Below are 21,688 nucleotides of genomic sequence, written 5' to 3' on the forward strand. Positions count from 1 at the left end.
GGCTGTTGCTACTGGTAATGGGTTTACCATTAATTCTAATGTCCCAATCACAGATACGCAGCCTGTTACTGTGTTATCTAAGCGTATGTATATTGTTTGATTTACTGGTGTTGTATTTGTGTAAGCTGGTCCTATTGCGTTTGTTGGCGGGGTTGCTTGTGCATCAGCCATTGTTGCGTAATAGGATACGACTACGTCGGCTTGTCCATTTATTGCGGAGGCATCTATGGTTGATAAATCGAACTCTGCTATTCCATTAGTTGCATCGCCATCATCGTCATTATCACATATCTCGTAGGCTGGTAATGCTGGGATTACGGGTAATGGATTTACTATTAAATCGAACGAAGTGAACCCATAACATGTAGGATTAGTATTATCATCTACTCTTACAAAAATTGTTTGAGGAGATCCTGTATTAGTATACGTTGTTGGGTTCGGAATTGCATTCATTGGAGTTGGTGTATCTCCATCTGCTGCATTTTCATAATAAGAAACTGTATAATTTGCTGGGTTTTGACCTCCTAATATAGCTGGTTCTTGAGTTGTTAAGTCAAAAACCTCGACCCCATCTCCAGAAGTATCATCACAAACAACCATATCCATTGGCTGGGTTGCTACTGCTCTTGGGTTTACTATTAAATTAAAAACTGCAGTAGCAGAGGCTATATAACAATCTGGATCTGTTACACTTTCTATTCTAACAAATATAGGTTCTGGACTAGTCGTATTATCATACATGTTTGGTAAAGCAGCCGTACCTGCATCTGCATTAGCAAAATCTAAGTGATAAGTTACAGTATAATCTGCTGCTGCTTGTGTACCTAATATAGCTGCTGTTTGAGACTGTAAATCAAAAGTTTCTGTACCATCATTAGAAATATCATCACAAACCTCCATATCTGGTGCTGGATTTAAAGACACATTTAAAAACTGAAGTTCAAAAGAGTCTGTCGCTGGACACATCATTGTTGCAGCATTTTCTACTCTAATATGAATAATCTCTCCATCTGTTCCCGTATAATTGGCTGGGTCTGCGATTGCATTCGTACCATTTGTAGCATCTAAAGCGGTATTGTGATAAGAAACAGCATATACTGCTGGATCTTGACCTCCTAATGCTGGTGCTGTATTCTCTGTTAAATCGAAAATTACTGGCCCTGAACCGTTATTACATTCTACAAGATTATTTACTGTATCGACTTGAGCACCTGGAATGAACTCTACAAAGATAGAGTCATTAGCTATACAACTTGCTGCAAACACTACATCTACAGAATAATTACCCTGCTGCGTTACATCTAGTGTAGGCCCTGTTTCTCCTGGAATCTCTACCCCTTCAAAATACCATACATGAGCTACAGATGCATCAGTCCCTGTATTTAAAGTAATTGTGTCTCCTTCACAAACAGATGTTCCTGCTGCAATTGTTACATCGTCTCCTAAATCGCCTCCTAAATTAAAACTTCCAGCTTCTAAGAAAATTGCAGAATCCCATATAGAATCCCCTTGATCGGCAACAACTAATTTGATCTCATAAGTTGTATTAGGTGTTACGTTAGACATTGCTGTTAACACAACCGTTCTTCCTCCATAATTAGTATCTGGAAGGTTGTAACCTTCAAAAAACGCAGGGTTTGCTGTACAATTTCCTGAATTATTAATATTGGTAACACTTACTGGTGTTCCATCAGGAAGAACTGCTAAATTGGTATATGCTGTAGTTCCTACCTCTCTTAATAAAAAGGCAAAACTATCTGCAAAACTACACTCAGTATTTCCATCATATTCTTCAGAAGCCATTAAAAATCGGAAGCTAATGCTATTCGCTGTTGGTACGAAATTAAATTTTATAAATGTAGCATCATTAGTATTTGTTTGTCCTAACGCAGCTTCTAAATCGGCATCTCCTGGCTGTCCATTATTATTACTTGGGTTAGGGTTAGCTGGTACAGCTGTTGTGTTTCCGCCTCCAAATGCTTGTCCTGTTGTAAGAATAACACCTTCTTCAAAAGGGAAATTCACAGCGCCTCCTTGTCTAAAATACCCGTAACTTTTTGTTGTTAAATCTCCTGTTCCTCCACTTACTTGAAATGTGAAATTATCTACTCCAGAGCAACCTCCAGAGACTAATACATCAGATATTAATTGTTCTGGACCAAAGCTAGACTCAGGATATGCTGCACTATTAATTGTTACTAATGGACTTAGTACAACGACAGTAATAGTTACCTGCTCAGAGCATCCTGTTGGATTAGGATCTGTAACCGTTAAAGTTGTCGTAAATGTCCCTACAGTATTGAATGTATGGTTAACTACTTCTCCAGCATCTGCATTTCCATCACCAAAGTTCCAATTATACGTTGCTCCAGTTGGATCATCTGAAAACGTTGCGCTTCCGTTAAATACAACATTTGTTCCTACTGGCACTTCAACAATACCTGCTCCATTTGCTGCTGGTGTTGTAGAGTCTATTGATGGTGTTATTGTTTGGCAAGTTTCTAAACATGATATTTCTGCAGCCCAACCAACAGTAGGCCCTGTTGCATCACTAACAAATTCTAGTGTTAAACATCCTGTTGCACTTGTAGTAGATGCAGAAACGGTTCCTGGATTATTTGCAGCTCCTCCTCCTGAGTATGTTCCAATTATAGGAGCTGTAGTATCATCTCCATCATATATAGTCAATACATCATTTACTGCTTGGGTTCCAAACTGCGTAAAGTTTAATGAAATAAATTGATCTGCTGCGTCTGGGCAAAGCGTTAAAACAAAGTTTTCGTTATTTCCATAATTACTAGCACTTCCTCCTGAATCATACAAAGTACCCGAACATTGATTAAATGTCCCGTTTTGCATTAAAATGTCTTGTGCTTGAAGCGTGAAAAATGAAATGAATAAAACTATAAATAATGTAAAATTTCTCATCATAAAGAGGGTTCAGTTTTTTTATCTAAATCTACTATTGCAATTATACTAATAATAACTCAATTTTTATGTTAATCTCGAGTAACTTATACCGTAAATACTTGCATTTCATCCTTTAATAAAAAGGCTTATCGATTGTTATATAACATATAACAATTTTAGTTGCCTATTTCCTACCCTACGTCTTGTATTTTTTTATTGAAAATAATTTTTACATTTTTATTTAACTAACTTTGGTTTATGAAATTTATTAAACTCTTCTTATTAATCGCTTTAATTAGTTGTAAAGGACAAAATAAAAATAGTATGGCGCATGAATTTACAAATAATCTTATTAATGAAACAAGCCCATACTTATTACAACATGCACACAACCCTGTTAATTGGAATGCATGGAATGATGAAACCTTAGAGCTAGCTAAAAAAGATAATAAGTTAATAATTATTAGCGTTGGTTATTCTGCATGTCATTGGTGCCATGTTATGGAGCATGAAAGCTTTGAGAATGTAGAGGTCGCCAAAGTAATGAACGCCAATTATATTAGCATTAAAGTTGATAGAGAGGAGCGTCCAGATGTTGATCAAGTATATATGAATGCGGTGCAACTTATGACCGGGCAAGGCGGTTGGCCATTAAACGTAATCACTTTACCCGATGGAAGACCTATATGGGGAGGCACATATTTTAAAAAAGAACAATGGATCGATGCCTTAAACAAAATATCTGAACTTTATAATACCAATCCAGATAAATTATATGAATATGCAGACAAATTAGAACAGGGTATCAAAACCATGGATATTGTATCGCTAAATAACGATGAGATTAATTTTGAAAGCAGTTTCATTAAAGAAACTATTGCTATTTGGTCTCAACAATTTGACAATAAAAAAGGTGGCCTCAATCGCGCACCAAAATTTATGATGCCAAATAATTATCATTTTTTATTACGTTATGCTTACCAGAATAATGATAGTGCTCTTAATACTTTTGTAAACACTACACTAACAAAAATGGCTAATGGCGGCATCTACGATCAAATTGGAGGTGGGTTTTCTAGATATTCTGTAGATGAAAAATGGCATGTTCCTCATTTTGAAAAAATGCTTTACGACAATGGACAACTTGTAAGTTTGTATTCTGATGCTTACTTAGTTACAAAAAATGAATTATATAAAGATGTAGTTGTTGAAACTTTAGAGTTTGTAAAGCGAGAATTAACTGCTAAAAATGGGGCTTTTTACTCCTCTCTAGATGCAGATAGTATTACTAAAGAGGGAGCGTTAGAGGAAGGCGCTTTTTATGTTTGGCGAAAAGAAGAACTTAAACAGTTATTAGGTGATGATTATAACTTATTTTCAGATTATTATAATGTTAATGGTTATGGTCATTGGGAAAATGGTAATTATGTTCTTATTAAAAGTAAAACAGATAAAGACTTTATAGAAAAACATAAAATACATTTTAACACATTAGTATCTAAAAAACAACAGTGGCAAGATTTACTTTTAAAACAAAGAACTTTAAGAAAACGACCTCGTTTAGATGATAAAACGTTAACATCATGGAATGCCCTCATGCTTAAAGGTTATATTGATGCTTATCGGGTTTTAGGTAATGAAGACTATTTAAAGTCTGCAATACAAAATGCTAATTTTATAATTAATAACCAATTACGAGAAGATGGAGGCTTGAATCATAATTATAAAAATGGTGTGAGTTCTATAAATGGTTATTTAGAAGATTACGCTACTACTACTGAAGCTTTTATTGCTTTATATGAACTTACTTTAAACGATAAATGGTTATTTACTGCCAGAGATTTAACTAATTACACTTTTGATCATTTTTTTGATGAGACTAATAAAATGTTTTATTTCACTTCAAATGAAGATGCAGATTTAGTTTCTAGAAACGTAGAATATCGTGACAATGTTATACCTTCTAGTAATTCAATAATGGCAAAAAATTTATTTAAGCTCTCTCATTTTTACAGTAACCCTCACTATTACAAAACAGCTACAACAATGTTAAATAATGTAAAACCTGAAATAAAAGATTATGGCTCTGGTTTTTCTAATTGGTTAGATTTAATGTTAAACTATACCAATCCTTTTTACGAAGTAGCCATTGTTGGCGCATCAGTTTCAGAGAAAATTTCAGAGTTAAACACTACTTATATCCCTAATAAACTTATTGTAGGCAGTAAAACCGAAAGTAAACTACCTTTACTAGAAAATAGATATGTTGATGGAGAAACTTTAATATATGTTTGCGTAGACAATGCTTGTAAACTACCTGTATCTGAAGTTAGTAAAGCGTCTAGTTTAATACAAAATAAATGATTATGAAACTACTAACAACTATTTTAATTTTGTTTGTTGCTTTTGAGCATTTCTACTTTTTAATTTTAGAAATGTTTCTTTGGACCAAACCACAGGGGATTAAAACTTTTGGCCTAAAAAATAAAGAGTTTGCTGAAGACACAAAAGTACTGGCCGCTAACCAAGGTCTATATAATGGTATTTTAGTAGCTGGTATAATTTACTCTCTTATTATAAATGCAACAAATTTTTTAATTTTCTTTCTAATATCTATAGTTATAGCCGGTATATATGGAGCATATTCTACGCGAAAGATTAGATTATTTTACGTACAATCTATTCCTGCATTATTAGCTTTAGTTCTTTTAATTATTAACCTTTATCTTTAGGCATTTCTTCGATAAAATAAACCATTTATCGATTAATTAAAATAAACACTTATAAGCTACTTACTTAAAATCTGTAGTTATTTAATTTTAACTTTATATAAAAATATAATATAATGGAAATACAAAAATGGATTGACAAAGGTATAGAATTCGCATCTGAGTATGGGATTAGAATTATTGGGGCTATAGCCATTTGGATTATTGGATCTTGGATTATTAAGAAAATAATGAAGGCAACCAATAAATTAATGTCTGTTAGAGAATACGACGAAAGTCTAAAACGTTTTTTATTAAACTTAATTAACTGGGTTTTAAAAATATTACTAATCCTCTCAATTTTAGCTAAATTAGGCGTGGAGACAACCTCTTTTGCTGCTATTCTAGCTTCTGTTGGTTTAGCGATAGGGTTAGCTTTACAAGGGTCTCTAGGCAATTTCGCAGGTGGTGTATTATTAATGATTTTTAAGCCTATTAAAATAGGTGATTTAATTGAAGCTCAAGGAGAAATTGGTGTTGTTAAAGAAATTGAGATTTTTACAACTAAACTAACAGGACTGTCTAATCGTGAAATCATTATTCCAAATGGTGCATTATCTAATGGAAATATAATTAACTACACTACTGAAGGTACTCGTCGTGTAGATTTAGTATTTGGAGTTGGTTATGATAGCGACATTAAAAAAACTAAACAGGTATTAATGGACGTTTTAACGTCTAACCCTAAAGTTTTAAAAGATCCCGCACCTACAGTAAACGTAATGGAATTAGCAGACAGCTCTATTAATTTTGCGGTACGCCCATGGTGTAATGCAGAAGATTACTGGGATGTTTACTTTGAAACAACTGAAAATACAAAAGAAGCTCTAGACGCAGCTGGTATAGAAATACCATATCCACATGCTGTTGAGATACAAAAAGAGGCTTAATTTATTTTTTAGGCTTAGGTTTTAAAGCTACAAAATCTTTTAAATAATAAGGTTCAAAATAAGCGACATCTTCGATGTCGTTTTTTTTGTACTTATTATAAGCTAATGTACTCATTTGCTCAGCTGAGGGTAATTTCCCTTCTATAAACACAGCATTTTCATGTTGTATTAGTCCTTTTGTTTTTTCTACACCATTACCAATAAAATATACTTTTTGAGAGTTTAGGTAATTTAAAAACGAGTTTTCATCAAGTATTTGTGCTTCAATTTCTCTTTTCTGCTCAAATGATGATGAAAAAACTGCAGAATAAACTTCCATACGTCTAGCATCTAACATTGGTACAATAACACCATTAGTTATATTTACTTGGTTAGCCAAAGCTTCTAGAGTAGACACAGAGATAAGTGGTATATTTAATGCAAAACAAAGCCCTTTTGCAGCCGAAACTCCTATACGTAAACCTGTGTAAGATCCAGGCCCCTTACTTACTGCTATAGCATCTAATTGAGAGCGGTTTATTTTAGATACTTTTAATATATTCTCTATAAATACATGTAATTGTTCTGCATGCGAATAATTAGTATTATAATCTTCTTTTAAAAGCAAAGTCTCTCCTTCTTTTGAAAGAGAGACCGAACAATTTGTTGTTGCTGTTTCTATACTTAATATTAGTGCCAAATTATTGTGTAATTGGTTTTCCTATATAAAAGTCTAACACTTTAGTTTTAAACACAAAATCATACTTTGCGTTTATTAATGAAGACTCTGCATTTATTAATCTAATCCTTGCTTGCTCTAACTCAAAAGCATTCATAGCGCCTATATTATATCGTTCTTGAGCATTACTAAATGATAACTGTTGAGCTTCTAACGATTTTGTAGCAGCTTGAAATGTTTTTAGTGCTGCTTGCGCATCTGTAAAAGAGCGCTGTATGTTTGCTTCTAGTGCTAATTTAGCTTCATTTAATGCTAGTTTTGAGTTTTCTTCTTGTATTCTAGATTTAGCTACAGCTGTTTTATTAGAAAATCTAGAAAAAATAGGAATACTTACATTAAGGTTAAAACTATGGGCTCTTTGATCATTTAACTGGGTAAATAATGCGGCTTCATCATCCCTTAAGTTAGTAAAAAAGGCATTAGTACTGTAACCATAGCCAAGACTTACTGTTGGTAAAAATCCACTTTTTGATATTTCTGTATTTAACTCTGCATTTTCAATATTTTTTTCTGCAACTTTTATTTCTCCTCGATTAGAAAAAGCATAATCTAATATAGGTTGAATATCGTTATACATTATTGATGCAGATGGCGTATCTATATTTATAATTTCAACGTCAAATCCTTCGTATGGGACTTGTAGTAATTGAGATAAAGTTAATAACGATAAATTATAATTATTTTCTGCGACGGTTACACTTTGAGAGTCATTACTAAGTGTCGCTTCTGTATCGTATATATTGGCTTTAGGTTGCACTCCTGCATCTACTAAATCTTTTACTTGCTGTAATTGTTTTTCTGTAAAAGCATATTGCGCTTTTGCAGTTTCTAAACGCTCTTTATTAAATAATATATTTAAATACGAATTAACTACGTTTAATGAAATATCATCTCTAATTCTTTTTAATTCTAAATCACTTGTTTCTCTTGTTAATAGCGATTGCTTGTATAAGTTTGTTCTTCTAAAACCATTAAATATAGTATAATTAGCACCTATACTTATACTTGTACTATTAGACGAACGGTCTACGAATTGTCCTGGAAATACTTCTGTATTACCTAAACCAAGAGATTGCCCAACACTTCCACTAACACCTGGTAAAAATTGTCCTTTTGCAGCTTTAATATCTTGGTCGTTTAACAGTAATGCATTTTGAGCTCTTTTAACCGAAATATTATTTTCTATCGCATGATTTACACATTCGGTTAGTGTCCATTTTTTACCTTGTGCAAATGTTGATACACTAACAAGTAATGCTAAAACTAATATTGTTATATTTCTATTATTCATCGTCTTCATCGTTATTATCGTCTTTTGATGCTTTATTCCATACCTTTATTTTATCTCCTTCTGCTACTCCATCTTCAAGAATTTCTACATTTATACCATCAGACAATCCCAATACCACATTTTTCTTCTCAAATTTACCATCTTCTTTTTGAATTTCAACATATGGCTTCTCTGTTATTCTGTTAAATTGTAATAAAGATTCTTTTATCACTAAAACACTGTCTTTACTTGCCATTTCTATTTCAGCATTAGCACTATACCCTGCTCTAATTTTAGTTGAAGGTTCTACTTCTACATCTGCTTTAATTGTAAATTGTACAGCGCCATTTTCTTCTTTTCCTTTAGGTGCTACAAATGTAAGTTTTGCTGGAAAATCTTTTTCATTTATGGCTCCTAAAATTACTTTAATATCTTTACCTTCTTCTAACTTGCCTACTTCAGCCTCGTCCACTTTTCCTTCAAAAATCATTTTACTCATATCTGCAATAGTAGCGATTGTTGTTCCTGCATTAAAATTGTTACTTTCTATAACTTGATCTCCTTCTCTTACAGGTATTTCTAATATAGTACCAGGTATTAAAGCTGTAATTGTTGTATTTGCAGAACCTCCTCCAGATAGAGACCCTCTTTTTATAATTTGATAATTATTTTGAGCTTGGTTTAAATTTTCTTTTGATTGGTTAAAACTTAACTCACTATTTTCAAAATCTTGCTTAGAGATCACACCTTTATCGAAAAGTGTTTTATTTCTTTCATAAATTGTTTTTGCATTATTGTAAGCTATTTTAGCTGATGAAATTTGTCCATTAGCTCCTACTAAACTTTGTTCGTTTGGTACAACTCTAATTTTAGCTATTACATCTCCTTTCTTTACTATATCGCCCTCTTCAACCATTATTTTATCTATAATTCCAGAGATTTGAGGTTTTAATTCTACTTCTTCTTCTGGGTTTAATTTTCCTGTTGCAACAACTTTGGTTTGCATAGATGAGTAAAATGGCTCTGATACTTTAAATTCTTCTACAGATTTCTCATTAGAGTCTTTAAAATATTTTAATACGAATAACAAGGCTACTAGTAACCCTAATCCTAAAATGATTTTTAATGCTTTTTTCATTTTTTATTTAATTTTTGCTGTTGGTTGAAAACATATTGTTTTTAAATACATTTTCGTTTTTTATTTTGATTGATTTATTTATTCTTCTCTTAATGCGTCTATAGGTTTTATACTGGTTGCTTTAAATGCTGGTATTAACCCTATCAAAGTTCCTAAAAAGACTAATATTACTAATGCTATAAATACTACTCCTATGGATACGGATGCATTTACCATCCATGCTTCGTCCCCCTGCCCTATGGTTGCATCTATTAGTATTAAAATCCAGCCTCCACTTAATATTCCAAAAAAGCCTGCAATTAGTGTGATAAAAACAGCTTCTACAACTATTTGTCTTTTAATTTCAAAAGGTGTTGCTCCTATTGCTCTACGTACTCCAATTTCTTTGGTTCGTTCTTTAACTGTTATTAATAAAATATTACCTATGGCAAATACCCCAGCTACTAAGGTAGCAATACCTACAAACCAAGTTAGAAACTGCATTCCTGTTAAAAATCCAGTCATTTTACCAAACATACTACCCAAATTGAAGCTACCAAAAGCACGTTTGTCTTTTGGGTGGATTCTGTTTAAGTTTTTTAATAGTAATTTGGCGTCTGCTTCTATTTGTTTTATATCGTATTCTGGTTTCCCAGTAATCATCATCCAACCTATTTCTTCTCCTTGATTATATATTTGCTGAAAGGTTGTAAATGGAATGTGTATGTCGCTAGATGGCCCCATATTTACATTTCCTACTTCAAATATGCCAACAACTTTAAAATTAATGCTGTTTACTTGTATATACTCGCCTATAGCTTCTTCATCTTTTTCGAAAAGTTGCTTGTACATGTCTTCTGAAATAACAGCAACTTTTTTATTATCGTTAATATCGTTTTGGTTTATAAAACGCCCTTTTAACATTTTCTTTTTCTGCACTTTATCTAATAATGGATAATCGCCGTTTACTGAAAAGTTTCCTGATAAAAAATTTCTAACCACTAAAGCTCCACTTTGATTTCTAGGCACAACAAACTCTATTCCTTCTATATTCTCTTCTACTTTTTTAGCATCAGATAATGATAAACGGACTCTTTTCCCTTCTTGAAATCCTTTAAATGGTTTACTTGTATTTTGCCCCCATACAAAAACGCTATTTGTAGCAAAGCTTCCAAATAATCTATTAAATGAGTTCTCTATTCCTCTTGCCGACCCTAAAAGGCCAATGAGAAGTAATATCCCCCACCAAACACCAACCATTGTTAATGCAGATCTTAGTTTGTTTTTACTCAAACTATCGAACACTTCTTGCCACGTATCTCTTTCAAATAAAAATCTCATAGTCTAATCGTCTCTTAATGCTACAATAGGTTTAATTCTTGATGCTTTCTTTGCTGGTAAATAACCTGCAATAGTTCCTGCTATAATTAATGTGATAGTGGCACCAACTACAAGTGATGTGCTAACGCTTGGGTCTTTTATAAAGTAGGTTTCTAAACTAGGTGCTACCAGATTTAAAATTCCTGTTCCTGCTAGCAATCCTATATAACCTGCAATTGTTGTTATTAGTACTGACTCTATTAATATAAGCGACACTATAGATTTTGGAGATGCACCTAGTGCTTTTCTAATCCCTATTTCTTTTGTACGCTCTTTTACAATAAAAATCATGATATTACTTATTCCTACAATCCCAGCTATTAATGTCCCAAAGCCTATTACTAGTATTAAAATTCCCAAACCAGAAGTCATAGTTTCTACACCTTTATTTGCTTCTGCCATATTACGAATTCTTATTGCTCTTTGATCGTTGGATGCTACAGAGAACCGATTTTTTAGCTTATTTGTAATTGTTCTTCCAAAGGCTAAAGCTTGGTCATTATTCATTTTTGGATTATATGTCAAATTTATTTGATCTATATAATCATTACTTCCATAGACTTGCTGGGCTGTAGTAATTGGCATATATATCATACGCTCCTCATTATCTCCTCCTTCATCTTCAAAAACACCTACTACTTTATATTGAATATCATTTAAGTTTACATATTTTCCTAGAGCTGTCGTTTTTTGAAATAAATCTTCCTCAACTAAGCGTCCAATAACAATTACTTTTGTTTTATTATCTAAGTCTAATTGGTTTATAAAGCGTCCTTCTGCCATCAATGTATTTTCAAGATATTGATGGTCTGGGTGACATGCTCTTACGTTATAGGTACTTTTTTCGTTTCTAAAAGAGGCATTGACATTTTTATATATTCTGGCTGTGATATATTGTACTTTGTCTCCAAACTCATTTTTTAAGTAATCGTAGTCTTCGTTTTTAAATTGTATACGTCTTCCTGCTTGCATTCCCTTGTGCGCCTTAGTTGTTCGCCCAGACATAACAAAAATAGAATTAGAGGCGTCGTCTACAAATGCTTCTGCAAATGTATTGCCTAATCCATTAGCTATACCAAAGAGAACGGCAAATAACAAAATAGCAAATGCTACAGTGAAACCAGATAGTAAACTTCTGGTTCTGTTCATATTTATACTCTGAAATATTTCTCGCCAAAGGTCTCTATCAAACATACTGAGAGGCTCTTACTTGTTCTACAAACTTATCTTCCATAATAACGCCATCTCTTAGTCTAACTATACGCTTACACATGTTAGCAATATCTTCCTCATGGGTTACCATTAATATTGTTTTACCTTCATCGTTTAAAGATTGGATAAACTCCATTATTTCGTGAGATGTTTTGGTATCTAGTGCTCCTGTAGGTTCATCTGCTAATAACAGTTTAGGGTTTGCTGCTAATGCTCTTGCTATAGCTACACGTTGTTTTTGCCCTCCAGATAATTCGTTTGGTAAGTGATTTGCCCAATCCTTTAATCCTACTTTTTCTAAATGGAACAGTCCTTTTTCTATACGCTCTTTTCGTTTTAAGCCTTGATAGTATAATGGTAATGCAACATTGTCTAGTGCATTTTTATAATTAATAAGGTTAAAGGATTGAAAAATAAACCCTAAAAATTTATTTCTGTAAATGGCTGCTTTCTTTTCTGTTAAGTTTATTATTGGCACACCATCAAGAATGTATTCTCCTTCATCTGCCTCATCTAACATTCCTATAATATTAAGTAGTGTCGATTTTCCAGATCCAGAGGATCCCATAATAGCTACCATTTCTCCACTTTCTACGGAAAGATCTATTCCTTTTAGTACATGCAGACTAGAATCTCCTATTGGGTAAGATTTATGAAGCTTGTTTATTTTTAGCATATTGATAGTTTTTGATTGATTGTAATTCTATACGGCTCAACATGTGGCGTGTATATAATTATCAATTAGACTACAAAGGACAAAAAATGTTACAGGTTATTTGTGAATTATTTGTTAAAATAATTTATTTACTGCTTCTAAATAAAAAATAGTTAATCTGTTATTTAGTTTTAAAATAGCGTCTGTATATAAAATAACCTAAACCAAAAACTAATATGTAAGGTATAGACATAAGGTATACTATACCATTATTAATGCCTTTAGCTGCGCCTTGGCCTTCTTCGTTTTCTAATACAGCACGACACATAGCGCATTGTGCATCTACAGGAAGCAAAACTAAAAGCAATACTATTGAGAGAATGATTGTTTTTTTCACAGTTATATGTAATATGGAGAAATCATTATATACACTATAACACCTGTTATAGCAACATATAGCCATAATGGAAATGTTATTTTTGCTATCTTTTTATGACGTTCAAAATTTTGAGTGATTGCTCTTACGTAAGTTATTAAAACAAATGGTATTACTGCTATTGATAATACTATATGTGTTATTAAAATAAAATAGTAAACATATTGTATAACACCTTCTCCTCCAAATTTAGTAGAATCACTAGTCATGTGGTAAGCAATATACATTAATAAAAAAGTAACAGATAAACCTATTGCAAATTTCATTAAGTTCTCGTGCAGCTTTATTTTTTTATTCTTAACAGCCCATAAAGCGATTAACAGTACTATAGCAGTACATCCATTTATAGTAGCATAAATTGGAGGTAAAAATGTTAAAGGTTCTACATTGAATCCTAATTCACGAAGGTTTATACCAAAAAGAAGTGCTACTGCTAATGGAATAATTATAGACAATGCTATAATCCATTTATTGTATTTTTTTTCGTCTTGTATATTCTCTAAGTTACTCATTGGTTATTTCTTTTGAAGCCTAATCTTTTCTTTTAATTACTCGTTTAATAATTTTTTGATATCCTCTTTAAGCATCGTAATTTCTTCTTCATTACCATCTTCATCCATTTTCTCTTCTACACTTATAACGCCTTTATAAAATATTTTTGGATTACCAAAAGCATCTTTTCTTGAACGTATATATCCCTCTTTATCTATTAATGCAAAATCTCCAGAGTGCTCAAACCCTGCCTCTACTTCTGCGTTTTTTCCAACAAAAATATTAAATCCTATGTTTGCCAAATTATATATAGCATTTTCTTCTCCTGTCATTAAGTTCCAATTAGGGTTTGTTACTCCATAACGAGATGCGTATTCTTTTAAAACCTCTGGCGTATCTATTTCTGGTGTTATACTAAATGAAGCAACCCCAAAATCACTTTCTCCTCTAAATGCGTTTTGAATTTCAATTAAATTTCTATTCATTCTAGGACATATTGTAGGACATGTTGTAAAAAAGAACTCAACAACATATACTTTCCCTTTATAATCTTCTTGGGTTATAGTTTTTCCATCTTGATTTGTAAAACTAAAGTTAGGGACTCTTTTTCGCTTACCATTAATTTCTATATAAGAGAGTTTTTCATTATTAGAAAAATTATTATCCTGCCCTTCACTCATTCTATCACTTCTACTTATATCATTATTTTTCACTCTATTTACTATTCTAGGAATAAAAAGAATTCCGAATAATAATATAATAAATGCTATCCCTATGTATGAATAATTATTCTTTTTCATCGGATGTATTGTTTGGTTTTATATCGTCTGCTCTTCTACTAGTAGAATTGAAATCTCCTTTTCTTTTTTCTCTATATTCTTTAAATAGTACTCGCATATCTTCTGCCCCCATTTTATTTTTTAGTATAGATACTTCTGAGCAATTGTATGCAGTTAATGGGTATGCTTGTACTGTATTCTCTTTAACTTCTTTTTTAGTTCTGTCATCAAGTCTTCCTCGCTGGTTAAGTTCTGTATCTATAATATAAACGCTATTAGTGGCATACGTCCCATCTAGGCGTAAACTAGTTCTTAGACTATTAAATAAACGATTTATATCGCTCTCACTTGCATATACAAAATGCCAAAACTTTAAAGGTTTATATTTTGTTAACTCTTGTTTTACGCGTTCTGCTTCTGCTTTTGCTTGCTCTGGAACGAGCATAACTACTTGAAATTTTTTAAAGCCTTTAAATTTATTATAAATTAATTCTTTTAAATTGGATGCTTCTGTAATTTTTGCTTCTGGATTACTCCCCAAAAAACCTAAAATAGTTATATGATCTTTTAAAACAATATCTTTATCTTTATTAGATGGTAAATTCTCTATACCTAATACATTTTCTTTAACAATATTTAAAGGTACATAGTTATCTTCTGAAGGTAATAATATTAATAAAAAAGCAACGGGAAGAAAGAATAGTATCCCTAATACAATGTTTTTTTTTATTGACTTTTTGCTCATTAGAAGTCTGTTATTTTTCGTTTTACAAAAATAAAAAAGGTGGTTTAAATAAACCACCTTTTCTTTATGTTTAACACCTAATCATTTGGTGTTTAGAAATCTCTTTTAATAAAACCATTTCTATATACTCCTTCTACATATCCTCCTTCTTGCAATAAGATAAATACTAAGTAGCATATTAAGAATATTGCAGTCCAAACGACAGCACGTCTTAACCCTTTTGTTTCATCACGCATGTGCATAAAATCCCAAGTAATGTAATATGCTTTTACAATTGTTAGTATAATAAATATCCAATTAAGACCTTTCATTCCTAAAAACTGTCCCATTAAAGCTTCTGGTTTGTATATACCTAATACAACTTCGATTGCTGTGATGATACTTAGGAAAATTAAAACTCCCCAAATCTTTTGGGTATTAGATTTAAATTTTAGTAATCCTTGAAATATTGCTAATTTATGTTCGTGTGCCATTTGTAATTTTATATTTTGAATCCTTTATATTGGATTATTGTCTTGATCTAAATAAATTATACTAAGTAGAAGAATGTAAATACGAATACCCATACTAAATCGACAAAGTGCCAGTATAGACCTACTTTCTCTACCATTTCGTAATTTTTACGTCTTTCGTATGTTCCTAATATAACATTAAAGAAAATAATGATGTTAATTACAACTCCAGAGAATACGTGAAAACCGTGGAATCCTGTAATGAAGAAAAAGAAATCTGCAAATAATGGAGATCCATATTCATTTACTTCAAGATTAGCACCTTGAACAAATCGTTTTCCATTGTCTTTTATTTGTTTAAGCCCTTCTTCTCTACTTAACACTGTTTTTTCTCCGTGCTCATTTATAATTTGATTTCTAACACGAATATTACTGTGAGATTGTAATCCAGCGTAAACTTCTTCTACAGTAAATTCTGGCAATGGCCCTTCTGAAACAAACCAAAGTCCATTCTTTCTTTCATGCTGTACTCTTTCTGTATGCATTGTTTTGGCAAAATCGGCCACAGCTACACGTTTAAATACTTGCTTACCTTCTACCTCTTTATATTCCCCAAATTGTAAAATGTTTCCACCTTTAGTTTGTACTGCTCCGTATTCTCCTTTAATGAATGTTCCCCATTCCCATGCTTGAGAGCCTACGAATATTAAACCTCCTATTACAGTTAAAAACATGTACCATGTTACAGCTTTTTTCTTCATGTGGTGTCCAGCATCTACAGCTAATACCATAGTTACCGAAGACATGATTAATATAAAGGTCATAAACGCTACATAGATCATTGGGTAATTCCCATGAAAAAATGGTACGTGCGTAAATACTTCATCGGCTATAGGCCATGAATCTATAAATTTGAATCTAGAAAAACCATAAGCTGCTAAAAAGCCTGAGAATGTTAAGGCATCTGATACGATAAAAAACCACATCATCATTTTACCATAACTTGCATTTAGAGGTTTGTTTCCTCCGCCCCAAGTTTTTCCTTCTATTGCAGTATTTTCAACTGTAGTATTCATATAATTTAATTAGTTATTTAAATGTCGCACAAAAATAATCAATTTTCTTTTCTAAAGAAACTTCGCTTGACTAAATTTTAACTTGTGTATATAATGTTTCTCGTATTTGGCTCTATGTCTATTAAAAAAGGGACTTTAACTACATGAAAAAATATAAAAACAAAAACAGACAGACCCAAAGTATATCTATAAAATGCCAAAATGTAGCTGCTAATTCTAGCCCCAGCATATTGGTTGCTGTATACTTTTGTTTAAAATGATTATAAATTACAACTATTAAACAGATTAACCCCGCAACAACATGTAATATGTGTACAAATGCTATTAAAAATATATAGGATGCCTTAGGGTCACTTGTAGGACCTGTTAAATAATACCCAGAGTTTATTAGCTCTCCAAAACCCACAAATTGGATATAAATAAAAGCACAGCCTAATCCTAAAGTTACTAACAGAAAGGCACTAGCCACATCTTTTTTTGCTTTTTTAACGGCTTGTTTTGCTAAAATAAAAGTAATACTACTTAAAATAATAACAATGACGCTTACAATAAAAACATTAGGTAACACCAAGTCTTCAGACCAATCTGGTCTAGAACTACTTACTATTACTGCACTTGTTAATCCTGCAAATGACATGATTAGTGAAATAATACCAAACCACAGCATCATTTTTTTTGCTCTGTTATTTTTTTCTTGTAATGTCCCTTGGGTTAAATCCATAATTATCTAATAAATTTATCTACAACGTACACGATTTGTATTAATGTAATGTACGATACACTTGCTAACATTAATTGTTTTGCTGCTTTTTCTGTCATTTTCTTAAATAATTGTACAGCATAATACAGCATAACTAAGCCTAATAAAAAGACTATTATTGCAGAAATTATAGACAGTTTTAATTCCCCTGTTATTCCTAATACAGGTACAACAGAAATTAATATAGTCCATACAGTGTACATAATGGTTTGCACTGCTGTTCCTTTATCTTGTTTTCCTGTTGGCAACATAAAGAAGCCTCCTTTTTTATAGTCTTCAAATAAGAACCAACCTATGGCCCAAAAATGTGGAAATTGCCAAAAAAACTGTAATGCAAATAGAGTTCCAGGTTCTATACCAAAATCGTCTGTTGCAGCTACCCAACCTAACATAAAAGGAATGGCTCCAGGAATGGCCCCAACAAATACAGCTAGTGGTGTTTTTGTTTTTAATGGTGTGTAAACACAGGTGTATAAAAAAATAGAAATAGCACCAAACATTGCTGTTTGTGGATTAATAATATACAAAATGGCAATACCAAGTACAGTAAAAATACATGCAATAATAAAAGCTGTACTAACAGACATTCTACCTGAAGGTACTGGTCTATTTTTTGTACGATTCATTAGTACATCTAAATCCTTTTCTATGATTTGATTAAATGCGTTTGATGCTCCAACCATAAAATAACCTCCAAAGCCTAGCAGCGCCAAGTCTTTATAGTTTACTACATCTACTCCTAGTAAATAACCTGCTATTGAAGAAAACACGACACTTAATGCCAAACGCATTTTCGTGATTTCTTTAAAATCTGAAATTAAAGAGTGTTTTTTTGTCGTTTTTGTTGTACTCAATGTACTATAATTTACCGCTTTAACAACCTTACCACTATAATTTTGTCTAAGCGTTTTATTGCGAGTGCAAAGATACTTTATAAAAGCTTATTCACCAACGGTAAACAAAAGTAAATTACAAATCGAAATACCAGTTAAATAAATCTGTTCTAATTCCTAAATTAAACCATACAGTACTATTGTTTACAACAGATGCTATTTCGGTTTCTGGATTAAAATTCCTGTAACTAATATCTGCAAAGATCTTTAAATTTGATGCTGGGTTAACTAAATACCCGCCTTGAATACTAGCATTTATTGTTTTTGTTTTTATCCCTTGTCCAATTTCCACTCCAGTATCAAAAGGTCTATCGTTGTAGTTTTGGTATATATCGCCTCCATAACTAAAATTATCTGTACCATCATTAACATCAAACCCTCTTAATCCAGCTATTATTTTTGCTTCTCCAAACCATCGTTTATATCTGTAACGCCCTATAAGTACTAATTCTTTAAAGTTTGCTCCCCATAAGTGAGCAAAAGGTTGATTGTTATGTCCATAATTTAGTGCTACTGTATTATGAGAATATGTGTAAGGCCTAACTTGGTTATATTCTGCTTGAAGCATTAAATCTTTTACTTTAAATGCATTATAATATTTTACTCCTAATTGATAACCGTATTTGTTTTTCCAACTTTTCTCACCTCCTTTTATATCACTTAAAGAAAACTCATCTAATATAAACTGGCCATAAAAATTAATATTGTCGCTCCATTTATATTTTGCAGATGCTCCTAAAATAGCGTTACCTGCATCTTGGCCTGTTTCGAATTCTATGGCTCTGTAAAAAATAACAGGGTTTAAGTAATTAACATCAAAACCACGATCGTTAGAATTTGTCCAAATCACAGATTCAAACAAACCTATATTTAATCGTTTATTTACATTCCAGCTTAAATAATGGTTAGCTATATACTTGGTTAAAAAGGCACCATCTTCTGTTACTTCTGGTCTTACGTCTCGCAACCAAGACCATGTATTTGTATATTTTATTTTCCAAAATTTAGTGTTTAACTTTAAAAAAGGATATGGGCTAGCTACATCACTTTGTAATAATGATCTATAACCATCTCCTATAAAGTTTTTACCATGACCAAATTGAATGTTTATAAAATCTGCAGGGGTATACGATAAATAGGCTTCGGCTACAGGGTAATCGTAAGCATCATCTTTAAATCGTTTTGCAATCCCGCGCCCTGGAATTATTGCTGGATCTGGACCAAATGCTTTTAAGGTTTCGGCATACTGGTTGTAATATTGTGCAAAACGTCCTTGGCTTTCATATACTGATGCTGAAAAATTAAATCGCTTACCTAGCCCTCCTTGTATGTATACACCTCTTGTATTATTAAATGTTGAATTAAAATCGGCATCTGTGTCTTTCCCTACTTGTAAATCGAAAATAGGGTCTATTGTAAACCAATAATCCTTTCCTTGTAATTGCACTAGGTGTTCATTCCAAAGTTTTTTAGTCAACCAAGTATCTCCTTCTTTTTTTAATGCTTCATTCTCTGCTTCTATACTATAATATTTTGAAACATCTTCATACAGAAATGGTTTTGCTGCTGTATGGCTATTAGTTCCTATTAGGTTTGTTGCTCTATCAAATTTAGAATAGTTACTATGACTAAATGGAATATTCAATTGACTTGTATAAGCTTTATTACTGTAGGGTTGTTTATTAGCCTCAATACTATCAAATTCTGACTTTGCACTTTTCTCTAATGTCGTTAATTCTTCTTCTATCGTTTTTTCATCAGATAAGTCTTTTGTAGACACTGTTTGGTCTTCTAAAGGGATTTTTAATGCTATTGAATATTGCTTGAATGTAGGCTGACCATTATATGTTGCTGGTTCTACTTTTGGAAACGTTTTAAATACGCGAGTAGCTTCTTCTTTTAGCTCTTTATATAGCGCATCAACATACATGACTCTAAATGTGCCTTCTTTATTCACTTCAAAAAGAATAACAACTTCTCCTTTATAATTATTTTCTGAAAGGTTTTCTGGTACTTTAAAATCTGTAAACAACAGGTTAAACACCTTATTATCGAAACAATTTTGAAGGTTCTCAACATTCGTTTCTTTACAGTCTTCGAAAACTGGAGGTTTTTCGTTAGTTAAAGTTTCTTGAGCCTGAGCAAAAAATTGGAAGCATAATATGATAATAAGAAAGCAGCGCTTCATAAAATAGAAGATTTTATATAATGGCGAAAGATACTGTTTTTTTAAGAATGAAAAAATCTAAAAAGCCGTTATCGTTTAGGTCGATAACGGCTATAAATTATTTTTTATAAAAAGGCTTAATAATTTTGAACGTTTAAAGTAATTGGTAAATTATAAAGTACTTCTACTGGCTCATCATTATTTTTACCTGGTTGCATTGTTGGCACTTTTTCCACCACTCTTCTTGCTTCCTTTTCTAATCTAATGTGTGTTCCTTTTGTTTTTAATATTTCTACATTTCCTGCTTTATTTATTTTAAAGCTTACGTAGATTTTTTGTTTCCCACTTAAACCTAATTCTGCTCCTAGGTCTGAATCAAACTTTTTACTTATTAGTTTCTTTAATTTATCAGACATACATTTTCTACGTTCGTTATTGTTTTTTGCTTTTTCGCAACCTGGATAAATTGGCACTTTTTGTACTGCCATGATGTTTACAGGATCATCTATTGGCTGCACATCAAGTATATCATCATCTTCAGATAGTACAGGGTCTTTAGATACTGTTTCTGGTTCTACTGTTAAATCTAAATCTTTTTCAGCTTCCTCTATATCTTCCTTTTCTGTAATCTCAATTTTATGAATGATTTTCTTCTTTTTTACAACAACTTCTTCTTTTGGTTTAAGTTCTTCCTCTACGATGTAGTTTTTGTCTTCAGGGTAATAAATATTATCAGCTTCATCTGTAGGAGCCATTACTATATCATCACTAGCTGTAGCAAAACTCATTTCTAAAGCTGTGTAACTAGCCAAAAGGCACATTATTAAACCTATTTGAAAGTAAAGCGTTGAGTTTTTTCGTAAATTTGCATCATGCTTTTGTGATTTTTGCACGGTTTTGTCGTTTTGGCGAACGACTCCGTGGCTTTCGTTAGATTGTTTCATAATAATTAAAAGTTTATATGTTAA

At 32.1% G+C, this 21,688-nt stretch carries 20 protein-coding genes; 3 read left to right on the forward strand and 17 right to left on the reverse strand.

Annotation, left to right across the window (positions count from 1 at the left end; translation table 11 throughout):
• On the reverse strand, window positions 1-2,931 hold a 2,931-nt coding region (locus ACVC08_RS03805; RefSeq protein WP_452601053.1), incomplete at its 3' end, for a choice-of-anchor L domain-containing protein.
• A 237-nt stretch (window positions 2,932-3,168) separates the two neighbouring features.
• On the opposite strand from ACVC08_RS03805, the gene ACVC08_RS03810 reads away from it, so the two are divergent.
• From ACVC08_RS03810 to ACVC08_RS03820, 3 genes are all read left to right on the forward strand, one after another.
• Window positions 3,169-5,274, forward strand: coding sequence for a thioredoxin domain-containing protein (locus tag ACVC08_RS03810; protein WP_452601054.1), 2,106 nt, complete (start codon window positions 3,169-3,171; stop codon window positions 5,272-5,274).
• A 2-nt stretch (window positions 5,275-5,276) separates the two neighbouring features.
• Window positions 5,277-5,642, forward strand: coding sequence for a DUF1304 domain-containing protein (locus ACVC08_RS03815; RefSeq protein ID WP_452601055.1), 366 nt, complete (start codon window positions 5,277-5,279; stop codon window positions 5,640-5,642).
• A gap of 113 nt (window positions 5,643-5,755) precedes the next feature.
• Complete coding sequence (locus ACVC08_RS03820) at window positions 5,756-6,568, forward strand: mechanosensitive ion channel family protein (RefSeq protein ID WP_452601056.1); 813 nt, start codon at window positions 5,756-5,758, stop codon at window positions 6,566-6,568.
• 1 nt (window position 6,569) lies between these two features.
• Here the strand turns inward: ACVC08_RS03820 and tsaB are convergent, their stop codons facing one another.
• From tsaB to ACVC08_RS03900, 16 genes are all read right to left on the reverse strand, one after another.
• Entirely contained in the window at window positions 6,570-7,247 is a 678-nt protein-coding gene (tsaB, locus tag ACVC08_RS03825; RefSeq protein ID WP_452601057.1) for a tRNA (adenosine(37)-N6)-threonylcarbamoyltransferase complex dimerization subunit type 1 TsaB, read from the reverse strand.
• Between the two features lies 1 nt (window position 7,248).
• Window positions 7,249-8,577 (reverse strand): TolC family protein, encoded by a 1,329-nt coding sequence (locus ACVC08_RS03830; protein ID WP_452599576.1) that lies wholly within the window; start codon window positions 8,575-8,577, stop codon window positions 7,249-7,251.
• Window positions 8,570-9,694, reverse strand: coding sequence for an efflux RND transporter periplasmic adaptor subunit (locus ACVC08_RS03835; protein WP_452601058.1), 1,125 nt, complete (start codon window positions 9,692-9,694; stop codon window positions 8,570-8,572). The genes ACVC08_RS03830 and ACVC08_RS03835 overlap by 8 nt, the downstream gene beginning before the upstream one ends.
• 78 nt (window positions 9,695-9,772) lie before the next feature.
• The gene (locus tag ACVC08_RS03840) at window positions 9,773-11,014 is read right to left on the reverse strand and encodes an ABC transporter permease (protein ID WP_452601059.1); all 1,242 of its coding nucleotides are present in this window, start codon (window positions 11,012-11,014) and stop codon (window positions 9,773-9,775) included.
• Between the two features lie 3 nt (window positions 11,015-11,017).
• A complete protein-coding gene (locus ACVC08_RS03845) occupies window positions 11,018-12,247 on the reverse strand; it encodes an ABC transporter permease (protein ID WP_452600205.1) in 1,230 nt (409 codons plus the stop codon).
• Complete coding sequence (locus ACVC08_RS03850) at window positions 12,240-12,941, reverse strand: ABC transporter ATP-binding protein (protein ID WP_452600206.1); 702 nt, start codon at window positions 12,939-12,941, stop codon at window positions 12,240-12,242. The genes ACVC08_RS03845 and ACVC08_RS03850 overlap by 8 nt, the downstream gene beginning before the upstream one ends.
• A gap of 160 nt (window positions 12,942-13,101) precedes the next feature.
• A complete protein-coding gene (locus tag ACVC08_RS03855; protein ID WP_452601060.1) occupies window positions 13,102-13,317 on the reverse strand; it encodes a hypothetical protein in 216 nt (71 codons plus the stop codon).
• A gap of 2 nt (window positions 13,318-13,319) precedes the next feature.
• Window positions 13,320-13,868: a DUF420 domain-containing protein gene (locus ACVC08_RS03860; protein WP_452601061.1), complete on the reverse strand. Its 549-nt coding sequence runs from the start codon at window positions 13,866-13,868 to the stop codon at window positions 13,320-13,322.
• 36 nt (window positions 13,869-13,904) lie between these two features.
• The gene (locus ACVC08_RS03865; RefSeq protein WP_452601062.1) at window positions 13,905-14,648 is read right to left on the reverse strand and encodes an SCO family protein; all 744 of its coding nucleotides are present in this window, start codon (window positions 14,646-14,648) and stop codon (window positions 13,905-13,907) included.
• Entirely contained in the window at window positions 14,635-15,372 is a 738-nt protein-coding gene (locus ACVC08_RS03870) for a hypothetical protein (protein WP_452601063.1), read from the reverse strand. Before ACVC08_RS03870 ends, ACVC08_RS03865 begins: the two co-directional genes overlap by 14 nt.
• 92 nt (window positions 15,373-15,464) lie before the next feature.
• Window positions 15,465-15,845, reverse strand: a complete 381-nt coding sequence (locus tag ACVC08_RS03875) for a cytochrome C oxidase subunit IV family protein (RefSeq protein ID WP_452597861.1) — start codon at window positions 15,843-15,845, stop codon at window positions 15,465-15,467.
• A gap of 56 nt (window positions 15,846-15,901) precedes the next feature.
• Window positions 15,902-16,900, reverse strand: a complete 999-nt coding sequence (locus ACVC08_RS03880) for a cytochrome c oxidase subunit 3 (RefSeq protein WP_452601064.1) — start codon at window positions 16,898-16,900, stop codon at window positions 15,902-15,904.
• Between the two features lie 139 nt (window positions 16,901-17,039).
• The gene (locus ACVC08_RS03885) at window positions 17,040-17,621 is read right to left on the reverse strand and encodes a cytochrome c oxidase subunit 3 (protein WP_452597863.1); all 582 of its coding nucleotides are present in this window, start codon (window positions 17,619-17,621) and stop codon (window positions 17,040-17,042) included.
• Window positions 17,622-17,623: 2 nt separating this feature from the next.
• On the reverse strand, window positions 17,624-18,514 hold the full coding sequence (cyoE, locus tag ACVC08_RS03890) for a heme o synthase (RefSeq protein WP_452601065.1): 891 nt from the start codon (window positions 18,512-18,514) through the stop codon (window positions 17,624-17,626).
• A gap of 115 nt (window positions 18,515-18,629) precedes the next feature.
• The gene (locus ACVC08_RS03895) at window positions 18,630-20,741 is read right to left on the reverse strand and encodes a gliding motility protein RemB (RefSeq protein ID WP_452601066.1); all 2,112 of its coding nucleotides are present in this window, start codon (window positions 20,739-20,741) and stop codon (window positions 18,630-18,632) included.
• A 116-nt stretch (window positions 20,742-20,857) separates the two neighbouring features.
• Window positions 20,858-21,664: an energy transducer TonB gene (locus tag ACVC08_RS03900; protein ID WP_452601067.1), complete on the reverse strand. Its 807-nt coding sequence runs from the start codon at window positions 21,662-21,664 to the stop codon at window positions 20,858-20,860.
• Window positions 21,665-21,688: the final 24 nt, after the last annotated feature.

It is taken from the genome of Pontimicrobium sp. MEBiC06410 (assembly GCF_053601615.1).